The following is an 11,211-nucleotide window of genomic DNA, read 5'->3' on the forward strand; positions in this document are numbered from 1 at the left end:
TTCTACCCTGACTTCAAAAGCAGGGAGGTATTTGGTTACCTTTTTTATTCCTATACAATAGAGTCGTAATAAAAGACTTAGAATATGAGAATTGGAGTAATCAATATGCCTGGCAGAAATAGTTACGACGGGCAGAGCCTCAGAACCCGCTTTTTTATCTTGGGCTTACCTTTGTTTCCTACAGGCTGTATCTACAAGATCAGTGACAACCTGGGTATCGATATTCCGCTGCGAGGTAAAGATGTTTTACATGCTTATGCAAAAATCCACTTTGGACTGCTCGGGTTTGGAGGCCTCATGCTTTCGTCTAGTATGCGAGGGTCAAATGTTATGATGAAGTCAGTTCTAATGTTGTTATGTTTGGGGCTGGTCGGTTTTTGTATCTATTCCTGGGTGGCGCACTCCTCCGTTAATGAAGAGGAAGAAGTTCAACGTAAGATTTTCGGAAAGGCATTTTTATACAATATGTCACCAGAGTACCTACCAAACCATGTTCAGAAGTCACTTTTTAACGAGCTGTTGAAAGTTTACTTTGGTAAATTTGCCAAGCTGGATTGGGAGGCAGATGTCAGGCAAAATAATGTGAATAAAGAAAACTATCCACTCCTCTATACTTTGGCGTACTATCAGAAAACGATAGCAACCACACCTGCACACGAGGCTTTGTTTGCAGAAGTAGCAGCGTATCTGGAAAAAGGCAAACAGTTTAAGACGACGACTGCAGCAGCAGCTAATAATCAGGCTGCCACGGCTTCCGCGAGAGCTAATTTTGCTACTCCTGTTACCGAAACCCCGAGGCAAGAACCAAGGGCAGCTTATCAGTCAGCACCCCATACCGCTACAGGTAGGGAGTCAAATGCCAACACTTCTGCCAACACCAAACAGCAAAATGATTCCACTCCTGTGGAAATGAGCTCAAAGGATATTTTTACGCTTCATGATGCCCGGCAAAGTATCGTTAAGCAATTGTTTATGGTAGCTGGATTCTTCCTTTTGGGTTTCATCATTGCTGCAATATTTACGGGAGGTACGGCTGCTTTAGGTATCGTATTCTTGATTTGTTTGACGTTTTATGGCGTCATTTCTGCGGCGGTTTTTTTACCAGGGTACCTGAAGATTGGTCGAGATATTAAAAACCGTAAAAAGATAAGCATCAAGGTTAGAATCCGCGACATGGCCGAAGAATTTGGCACCGCCTACCTTATTTTACAATCCAATCGCTACGGCATCAAAAAACTAACCGCTCCGGCCAAATATTACTCTACCGGACTTTTGAATAAAGAGTTGGAAATTTACGTGGGCAAGGAATCTCACACGCTATTGGAGATTGTCGGGGCACGGTATTAACTTTGTTGCAAAAGCAACCAGCATGTTACGTATTCTCAAAATCGGGGGTAATGTTTTGGCGGACCCTGATGCGTTGGACCAAGCTCTTTCTTTTTTTGCCAGTTTCGAAAGCCCTGCCATTCTGGTGCATGGTGGCGGTCGCGAAGCCAGTGAATTGCTTAAGAAAATGGGCCACGAAGCCAAAATGATAGATGGACGTCGTATTACTGATGCCGAGACCCTGGAAGTGGTGACGATGGTATATGCTGGGTTAATTAATAAAAAACTGGTTGCTCAGCTACAAGCTAAAAACTGCAACGCCCTGGGCGTGAGTGGCGCTGACGGTAACCTCATACAGGCCCATAAGCGCATTGTCAAGGAGATTGATTACGGCTTTGCCGGAGATATTGATGCCATTAATACGGAAGGCTTTATGCGGCTTCTGGAAGGTGGTTTTAGTCCTGTTTGTTGTGCTATTACTCATGATAAGCAGGGCCAGTTATTGAATACCAACGCGGACACTATTGCCTCTAGTGTTGCCGTAGCCCTAGCGGCGGACTACGAGGTCGAATTACAGTATTGTTTTGAAAAGCTAGGCGTACTTATGGATGCGGATGACGATGAAAGTGTGATTGAGCACATTGATCCGAGTAAGTACGAGATGTTGAAAAAAGAAGGGGTTGTACATTCTGGAATGCTGCCTAAGTTAGATAATGCCTTTGCTGCAATAGGGAATGGCGTTAAGGCGGTGTACTTGGGGAATTTAAAAAGCTTGGGCAATGGCAAAGCTACCCGATTGAGTTTGTGAAATAAAAAATAGCATTGCCCAGATAGAGACAATGCTATTGTTAAGTTTGTATTTAGACGCTCTTATTTATTGGCGCTCCCCTCGAAAGGTTCGTCGTACGCGCTTTCCATCGTCATCGTTGTACCAGTAGTCGATACGGATGCGGTTGTAATTGCCGTGTTCTAATTTACAGACTACCGTTAGATTTCGACATCTTCGACTACTACTCCTGTTGACAAAATCACTGACGGCCCAGGAATAGCCCCCTCCGAGTGGTATTCCTACTTCTTCCAAATCACAATCCTCCGGCAGCTTCAATTGAAACAGACGGTTGGAGTCAAATAAATCTGTAACCCAGCCCTGGAAGTTTACCGTGTAGGTATTGTTTTGACTATCGTCATTTGCTCCTGTATATGATCCCCAAATAGGACCATTGGTAAATGTAAGATCTTTGAAATAGATTGATTTGCTTGAAATGGCGTACTCTTCGTCGGTCGTCAAGCAACTATTTTGATCATTGATTTGGGTAGTAAGAGTCGCTTCGATCTCTCCTTCAAACCCTAGAAAACCGATGTCCTGTATTGCCCCCTCAAAGGTTCTCGGATCACTTCCAATTTTCCAGCTATAGGCAGCATAGTCTGCTACATTTTTAGGGCGAAAATAAAAATGAGAATAGGTCAAAGTGGTATCCACCTCGATCGAAAATAAGGAGTCGGTCCAGGTGGTAGAGTCAATCATTACTATTTCGGCATCTGCTGGGTAGACACTCGCACAGGGATCATAATTGGGGCACCAGGGGTAAACATACTCTGTGCAATCGTCATCCTCTTTGCAAGCGGCGAAGAATAACGTAGGAAGGAGGAGGAGCCAAAATAGTTTAGTGAGATGAGGCATGGTTTATTGTTTTTGTACAGGTAAACTAGTGGAAAAAGAGGTGCCAGTGATTTCCAATAGATAGTTTCCCTGAAGTAAATTACTCAGGTTCGCAGTGAGAGGGTGAATTCCAGGAGCGGAAAATTCAAAACCTTCCTGCCAAACCTTTCGCCCTAATATATCATAAAGACTAATTACAAGTGGTTGTTGTGTCCACTCAGCGGGGATTTCAAGATTTAAGTTTTCTTGAAACGGATTAGGAAAGACGTTCCAGGAAAATTTGTCATCATTATTGTTCTGTTCTTCTTCTGTCCACCAAGCAGAGCGTCCGAGCTCTGGATTATAAGTGTTCGTACAAAATTGAATTAGCTCTTGATCTGCGACGGGCTGGTCAACAGGAGGATCGCAGAGTGCAAAAATTTGGTCAGGAGTAAGTCCACTGTATGGATTTTGAGGAAAAGTAACATTACCCAATTGATCTATTTCTCCTTTGTATCGAGCACTGAAGACAATCTCTTCCCCTGTCCCAGGTGAATTGTCCAGGACGGCAACGATCTGTAGCTCTGGTGTGTAGCATCTTTCATCCGTCTCTGTCCAAGTACTACCATTACCTAAATCAATCTCATAAACGGTTAGCTCATCAAGTTCCAAAGGGTAATTTTCCAGGCAGGTGAGATTCAAAACAGGCGTGGAGATAATATGTTGAGAATTACAGCTCGCAAGTACCAATGATCCCATCAGACGGACAGGGCTATTAGATATTCCTGCAAGCACATTGATATGATATTTGAGATCACCAGCATAACGGTAAGACGCAGTGTGAGTTGTTGTTTCTGTGCCATTTTTGACTTCTGTTACTATTTTTGTGGCTCTTTCTATAACAGGAGACTCTAGTACTGTGAATACTCCCAGCGGGTTGTCATATATCGGGCGATGCGCACTAGGGTTACGAGGGTCATAAAAGGCTCCTGGCGCATAGAAAAAATAAGGGTTGTAGTTGTCATCGTCTACAAATGTACCATTGCCCGTGAAATTAAAATTATGATTGTACCCCGTTAATTTTGGCGAACCAGCAGAAAAACCTTTACCTACAACGAAGCCTAAAAGTTTAGCGGATAAACCTGCTGATGGAAACCAGCTTGGTATCTTAGAAGCTAGAACTTCGGCTAGAGTATTGTTGTCTGTAATTGTGTCTACAATATCCATGTAGTCATTCAAGTCTTTATAGGTCTTGTAGCCAGATTGAGCAGTTCCAAATAAACCATTCGCGTATTCTAATGCTGTTCCTATATAAGATCCACTAGATGTACCAGGACTGTAAAGCGCTTTTGAGTATCCCGTTCCTTCTATTTCGAATAATAGCTCGCTAGCATCAGACAAGATTGGTCGGGTAACAAAAGCACTAGAAGCTTGACAGACACAGGGATCGTAACTGGCAATGGTCTCTAATAAATACCAGGTAGAGTTAGCCTCGCCACTATTGAGTTGAGTAACTCCATCTTGGCCTCTTGTTACATCAAAATTATCTAATGTATTTGCTGGAATATTTAAATTTTCAAAGACTGCATTTACTTGATCTAAGGCACCAGCCGCTAAACTGTGTCTAAAAGTGATGAGCACATTGTCTGCTGCATCACCATTGTTGGGCTCCAGGTAGAAGAAAATCCTGATTCTACCATCGTAGCGATTATATAATGCAAAGGAAGGTTCTTCGACTGGAAAGTTTTGCGTCCCTAGGTTATGGTATAAAAGTTCCCATCCGTCTGCGGGTTCATAGTCGTTTGCTTCACCCGGGTGGATAGCTAAATGTGCCGTATTTGTAAAAAAAAACTTCAAACGGCGACTGCACAATTCGTTCAGAAGAAGAGGAAGAATTACCTGGATAAAAATTTATGTAATAATTGGGAGTCCGCCAGTCCCAAATCCCTACAGTAGAACCTAGTTGAGTATAACCTCGACAAGGCGTTTCAATAACTCGATCATAAATTGGTATGTCTAATTCTACTTGGGCACTAAGCCAATTGTTGGAAATGAAAAAATATAAAATAAGAAACGAAGTTACCTTATAGGCAAGAGAGTATTGCTTTTGCATAATTTCAGGTTGAGCGCTAAATGAATAAATAATTCGCTTGTAATTTAAATTATTTTTTTTAGAAAACAAAATTTAAATTCAAAAAACAATACATTTGTGCTGCGTTCTTTTCGTGAAAAAGAAATTTGCTGCCATCAAATTTGGCAGTTACGGTCACAGCAGTACTGTTTGTTTTGGTATTCGGACTGATCTGGATTCCTTGCGGATAAGACATAAGACACATAAATTACTCAGAGAGACAACTTATTAAGATCCTGGGACCGAGGAACGAAGGCATGCCCCCAATAGTCGCAAATATGAGGGGAGATAATTTTGTTGTGAAAAACTTGTGTGAAAAATAGTGTATTAATAAAATAAACCTTATTTTTGCGTCGCTTTTTAACAAAGCAGTAAGCTGAAAAGATCAGTTTACTAGATATTTATTGCGGGTGTGATGAAATTGGTAGACATGCTAGATTTAGGATCTAGTGCTTAACGGCGTGTGGGTTCAAGTCCCTCCACCCGCACACATTTTTAGAAGAGCAGAATTTAGCTCTTTAATATAAGGTATATCGAGAAGGATGGAGTGAGTGTTCGCTGCCATCCTTTTTTTGTCCGGTATTTAATCAAAAGGTACGGGGCACAATGAATAACGATCGTTGACACAACTGTAGGTCTATTTAAGTTGTTGGTCAGTAACGAACGATCAAATTTTTGCAAAACATATTTGTCTAATATTCTATGGCTACTATTGCACGAGAGGATATCGATGCTTTGAACGTTGCCCTTACGGTAACTGTTGCAAAGGATGATTATTTAGCTGATTTTCAGAAAGAACTTAAACGTTACCGCAAACAGGCTTCGCTAAAGGGGTTCCGCAAAGGAAACATCCCAATGTCGGTGGTACGGAAGATGTTTGGCCGCAGCATTCTGGCAGAAGTTGTCAATAAGGAGTTGCAGGAAGAAATGTCTAAGTTTCTTTATGANGAGGAGGCTGAAATAGACTTTTTAGGACAACCAATTCCTTCTGAAGACCAGGAAGAGTTTGAATTCAGCGTATCGAACCTTGATGATTACGTTTTCAAGTTTGACCTTGGACTAGCTCCGCAATTTGAATTGCAGGGACTTGGCAACGAGGAAACGCTGGAGAAGCTTGTCGTAGAACCTGCAGCGGATAAACTAGACGAAGAGTTATTAAACCTTCGCCGTCGTTTCGGCGTGTCTGAAGAAGTAGAAGACGCAGTAGCTGAACGCGATATCATTACCCTCAAGGCAGTAGAACTAGACGGGGAGAAGCCTAAAGAAGATGGTATTGAGCACGAATTTACCCTCTTCATTGAGAATATAACCGATGATGCCAGAGAAGCTTTCCTTGGAAAGAAAATCGGCGACAGTGCGGTGCTTGATGTATTTAACCTCGAAGCTAATACTACAGTAGACCACGTACGTAAGTACCTCCTCGGTTTAGCTGAAGATGATGACCGTGAGGTTTCCGAAGCATTTTCTTTAACGATAGACAAGATCAGCCGCCATACGCTTGCTGAGTTGGATGAAGATTTCTACAAGCAAGCTTTTGGTGAAGGCGATGTGAGCAACGAAAAGGAAGCACTCGCGAAAATTCAGGAAGATTACCGCGGACATTTTGAGGGACAGACCAACGCATTGCTATTCCGTAATGTGCAGGAGCTTTTGATGGAAAAGAACCCATTGGAATTTCCAGAAACATTCCTTAAGCGTTGGTTGGTAACCTCTAACGAAAAGAATACACCAGAAAACGTTGAAGCTGGCTTAGATGGTTTCCTAAAAGGACTACAGTGGACCCTGCTTCGGGAGAAACTGATCAAACAGCTAGAGTTGGATGTAACCGCAGAGGAAGTAAAAGAAAGCTTTGCCAAGCAAGTCATGGGCTATTTTGGCGGCCAGCGCCCCGAGTGGTTGAACGAAGAGATGATTAGTGGCATGGTTGATCGGATGATGAACGAAGAGAAAAACGTTCGTGAAAAGTTCGATGAACTGATGAACGATAAACTCAGCATCCGCTTGCAAGAAGAATTCACCTTGACTGACAAGGTGATTACTCCTGAAGAGTTACAAGAAATTGTAGCAAAAATTCAGGCGGAAAACGAGGCGCAGAACCCCCTTCTTGAAGAAGAAGAATAAGCCAAGTCAACCTCCCGGGCTGCTTGTTGTTAATATGAAGTAATCAAAATTAACCTACATGTTTCATAAGAATGAATTCATGAAGTATGCTACCCAACATTTGGGTATGAGTAGCATGCATCTGGAAAAATATGCTGAGAAGTCAGGCCCGGTTATGGCTCCTAATATTCAAGGGTTTACCCCTAATGTTATTGAGGAACGCCAGATGAATATCGTAGGTCTGGACGTATTTAGCCGCCTGATGATGGACCGTATTATCTTTATGGGAGTACCTGTAAACGATTACGTAGCCAACGTTATCCAGGCACAGTTGCTTTTCCTAGAGTCTACTGACCCTAAGCGCGATGTGCAGATGTTCATCAATAGCCCTGGTGGCTCGGTGATTTCTGGTTTGGGTATTTACGATACGATGCAGTACGTAGCACCAGACGTAGGCACCATTTGTACCGGCTTGGCTGCTTCTATGGGAGCAGTATTACTTGCTGCAGGTACCAAAGGTAAGCGTACTTGTTTGGCACACAGCCGGGTGATGATTCACCAGCCACTAGGTGGCATGCAAGGCCAGGTTTCTGATATGGAAATCAGCTACAAGCTCATCAAGCAAATGCAGAAAGAGCTTTATGATATCCTTGCTCACCACACCGGACAGGATTACGATACGATCGAGAAAGATTGTGATCGTGATAACTGGATGGTTGCCGGTGAAGCCAAAGCTTATGGCTTGGTGGACGAAGTACTCGACCGCAACAGCTCACGCGAAGCCGCAGAGGAGAAATAACCCCAAAGGCTGGACAAGAACCCACATTATGAGTATCTTTATAGAACTACCTAATGTGGGTTCTTTTTTTGTAAAAAGAACAGTATCAAAATATAGTTATGCGTCGTACCAAACAAAATTACCGTTGCTCCTTCTGTGGCCGGGATAAATCGGAAGCGATGATCCTGATCGCTGGTATTGAAGGACATATTTGTGAAGTTTGTGTAGAGCAGGCTGGTGAGATTGTTCAAGAAGAACTATATGGCGGCGCGAACCCTAATGGCTCGACGGAAGGCAAACCAGGTGAAGCGCCAGCTTTTAGCAGTAAGATCAATTATAAACCACAGGAAATCAAGCAACGCCTCGATGAGTATATCATTGGCCAGGATGATGCTAAGAAAGTACTATCAGTAGCAGTATACAATCATTACAAGCGCTTGGCTCAGCCGGTAGCGGAAGATGAGGTTGAAATTGAAAAAAGCAATATTGTTTTCGTTGGTCGTACTGGTACAGGTAAGACCTTGTTAGCAAAGACAATTGCCCGTTTGCTAAATGTTCCTTTTGCTATTGTTGATGCAACGGTATTTACCGAAGCAGGCTACGTTGGCGAAGATGTAGAAAGTATTCTCAGCCGCCTGCTACAGGTGTGTGATTATGATGTTTCTGCTGCAGAGCGTGGCATTGTATATATTGATGAGATCGATAAGGTCGCTCGCAAGTCAGACAATCCTAGTATCACTCGTGATGTGTCAGGAGAAGGCGTTCAGCAGGCTTTGCTGAAGATGCTGGAAGGTACCGATGTGAATGTTCCGCCACAAGGAGGCCGTAAGCACCCTGAGCAGAAGCTGGTGAAAATCAATACCAGTAATATTCTCNTTGTATGTGGTGGAGCGTTTGATGGTATTGAAAAAGTGATCAGCCGCCGCTTAAATACCCAGGTAATTGGCTACCGAGGCGAGACCAAAGAAAAGATAGATCGGGAAAATATGTTGAGCTATGTCAACCACCAAGACTTAAAGTCTTTTGGATTGATTCCCGAATTATTAGGCCGTTTGCCAGTACTAACTTACCTCGACCCGCTGGATCAGGAGTCTTTGGTTCGAATCCTGACAGAGCCGAAAAATTCCCTGCTACGTCAGTATAAGAAATTGTTTGAATTGGAAGGTATTGAACTGTCCTTCACCGAAGATGCAATTCATCTTATTGCTGAAAAAGCACTGGAGTTTAAACTCGGTGCTCGTGGCTTGCGGTCTATTTGCGAAGCTATTATGACCGACGCCATGTTTGAACTGCCAGGGCAAAAGGAGATTACGACTTTCGAGATTACCGCAGCTTATGCAGATGAGAAGTTAGGTAGATCAAAATTGAGTAGGTTGAAAGCTGCTTAATAAAAGTTCTAAAATTGATATAACTCGCAGGTGTAGAATAACCACTTGCGATAAAAGGAAAACCTCCGTACTTAGCTAAGTGCAGAGGTTTTTTTTGAAGTTGGGGTTCTATTAGAAGGCAGAATAAAAAAACCGAACACTAAGGGGAAGTGTTCGGTTTTGGTACCCTAAAACTCAGATGCCCCGTCTTCACGGAGAATCTAAAAAACCGTGTAATTTTTCAGGATACTATGATCCTGTTTTCATGTGAATGTGATTTCCTTATCCTTAATAACAACTCAAAGATAAGGGAGTAATTAGCGAGATTCCAGATGATATTATGTATTAACGTTGTGTCTTAATTTGTAGGTAAAGGTTTGTTTTTTGTTGTAGTAAATTGATAGTTAGTGTTTTGTGGTGTTTTTGTGGTTGTGTTTTGTTATAATTTTATATATCTGATTTTGACTACGCTAGTATCACCTTGGGCATTGTTTCGCTAGAAAATCCTTCTGTTGAGCATTTACAGCCTCTTCATTACGTCTCAAGTATCTTACTCATTGGGGGGATAAGGCCAGCGGATAGCAACCCTTTTTCGCTATTGCTTTTGCGGAGGAGGTGTTACTAAAACTAAAATATGCATTATACCTGGTATAGGTAAGGCCTATTTTTTTTCTGAAACAAGTCTATAATGCTATGCTTTCTCTTCAATTAAAAGCCGGAATATGCTTTGGGGTATTCTTCTTCGTCTCTTTGGTTGCCAATAGTCAAACGACACTTTTTTTACAGGATACGCTCCTGTTCAAAGGTTCTCTAACCTACTCCGGTTCAAGGTCCAATTTGGCTATTACGGATTTTGAATTCAACCTGGATACTTTTTCTTCTGGACGTATTACGAATATTCATAGCCTGGAAATTCACAATCTTTTGCGGGGTGAAATAGCGGAAGCAATGGTTTGCCGCCCCATCTATTATGCACAATTGCGCCACCAAGGCCATGATTATCTTGTTGTGGATAATGACGGAGATGCTGTTTTTCAACAGTATGATATTTATCCTTTGCCTTTTCTTGATCCTCTTTTGCTACAATTTCATCCTTTTGGAGACGAGGATGCCGCCGCTATCATTGACCTTTCGGTAAAGATCAAGTTTGATGGAGGCAACATCTATTTTAGTCCGTATCAGCTGTATACCAGTACCATTCAGATAGAAGGTGCTAGCTATGATGTAACGGTCTGGCCTTTCTTGCCGGAGGTGAAGATCAAAGTTGGTGGCGAAGGTGATTTTAAGTTGCTCAGTGCTGAAAACAACTATTACAAAGAGCACGAAGTATTTGCTTTAGCCGGACGCAGGTTCAAGTTCTCAGCGTTTGATTACCACCAAAAAACAATTCAATTGGAAGAATTGGCTAAGGACGAACCGCTTTACGGTTACAAAACAGGCACCTTTTTTTATGAATGGGTAGAAACAGATAACACCAGCATCAATTGGGACAGCCTCGGGATAGACCGAACGATTCCTCACTTGGTTTACTTCGGTGCAAAGTGGTGTGGCGCATGCCAAGAGGAGCTTCCAAAACTTCAAAGTCTCTATCCGCTTTTACAGCGAAATGGGATGGACATGGTCAGCGTGACGGCACAACACCGAGAGTCGGACGCAGAAATTATGGCCTACACCTCCGAGCGAGAAATCCCAGGAATCTCCGTCGTTGAAAGCATGGACGGGATCAACACCCTAATTCGATATTTAGAGGTGGATAGGTACCCTACCTATGTTTTTATTGCACCTATTACGGGTGAGATTTTATACCGGTCGGATAGTTCAGAGATGGAGCTGCATGAGTTTTTGTATGAGTTTTTGAAGTGAAAAACCC

General features: G+C 42.6%; 8 protein-coding genes and 1 tRNA gene. 7 read left to right on the forward strand and 2 right to left on the reverse strand.

What is annotated here, in order from left to right; genetic code table 11:
- Positions 1-84 precede the first annotated feature (84 nt).
- Both A3EU_RS0122420 and argB read left to right on the forward strand, forming a co-directional pair.
- The gene (locus A3EU_RS0122420; RefSeq protein WP_020538451.1) at positions 85-1,347 is read left to right on the forward strand and encodes an NfeD family protein; all 1,263 of its coding nucleotides are present in this window, start codon (positions 85-87) and stop codon (positions 1,345-1,347) included.
- A 22-nt stretch (positions 1,348-1,369) separates the two neighbouring features.
- The gene (gene argB, locus A3EU_RS0122425) at positions 1,370-2,134 is read left to right on the forward strand and encodes an acetylglutamate kinase (protein WP_020538452.1); all 765 of its coding nucleotides are present in this window, start codon (positions 1,370-1,372) and stop codon (positions 2,132-2,134) included.
- Positions 2,135-2,200: 66 nt separating this feature from the next.
- Here the strand turns inward: argB and A3EU_RS0122430 are convergent, their stop codons facing one another.
- Both A3EU_RS0122430 and A3EU_RS0122435 read right to left on the reverse strand, forming a co-directional pair.
- Entirely contained in the window at positions 2,201-3,007 is an 807-nt protein-coding gene (locus tag A3EU_RS0122430) for a hypothetical protein (RefSeq protein WP_020538453.1), read from the reverse strand.
- A gap of 3 nt (positions 3,008-3,010) precedes the next feature.
- Positions 3,011-4,822 (reverse strand): T9SS type A sorting domain-containing protein, encoded by a 1,812-nt coding sequence (locus A3EU_RS0122435; protein ID WP_020538454.1) that lies wholly within the window; start codon positions 4,820-4,822, stop codon positions 3,011-3,013.
- Positions 4,823-5,502: 680 nt separating this feature from the next.
- Here A3EU_RS0122435 and A3EU_RS0122445 point away from each other — a divergent pair.
- From A3EU_RS0122445 to A3EU_RS0122465, 5 genes are all read left to right on the forward strand, one after another.
- A tRNA-Leu gene (locus A3EU_RS0122445) sits at positions 5,503-5,584 on the forward strand.
- A 214-nt stretch (positions 5,585-5,798) separates the two neighbouring features.
- Positions 5,799-7,217 (forward strand): trigger factor, encoded by a 1,419-nt coding sequence (locus tag A3EU_RS0122450; protein ID WP_020538456.1) that lies wholly within the window; start codon positions 5,799-5,801, stop codon positions 7,215-7,217.
- 58 nt (positions 7,218-7,275) lie between these two features.
- Positions 7,276-7,995 (forward strand): ClpP family protease, encoded by a 720-nt coding sequence (locus tag A3EU_RS0122455; RefSeq protein ID WP_020538457.1) that lies wholly within the window; start codon positions 7,276-7,278, stop codon positions 7,993-7,995.
- A 98-nt stretch (positions 7,996-8,093) separates the two neighbouring features.
- A complete protein-coding gene (gene clpX, locus A3EU_RS0122460; protein WP_020538458.1) occupies positions 8,094-9,362 on the forward strand; it encodes an ATP-dependent Clp protease ATP-binding subunit ClpX in 1,269 nt (422 codons plus the stop codon).
- A gap of 672 nt (positions 9,363-10,034) precedes the next feature.
- Complete coding sequence (locus A3EU_RS0122465) at positions 10,035-11,204, forward strand: TlpA family protein disulfide reductase (protein WP_020538459.1); 1,170 nt, start codon at positions 10,035-10,037, stop codon at positions 11,202-11,204.
- Positions 11,205-11,211: the final 7 nt, after the last annotated feature.

Source organism: Lewinella cohaerens DSM 23179 (genome assembly GCF_000379805.1).
Taxonomy (GTDB): domain Bacteria; phylum Bacteroidota; class Bacteroidia; order Chitinophagales; family Saprospiraceae; genus Lewinella; species Lewinella cohaerens.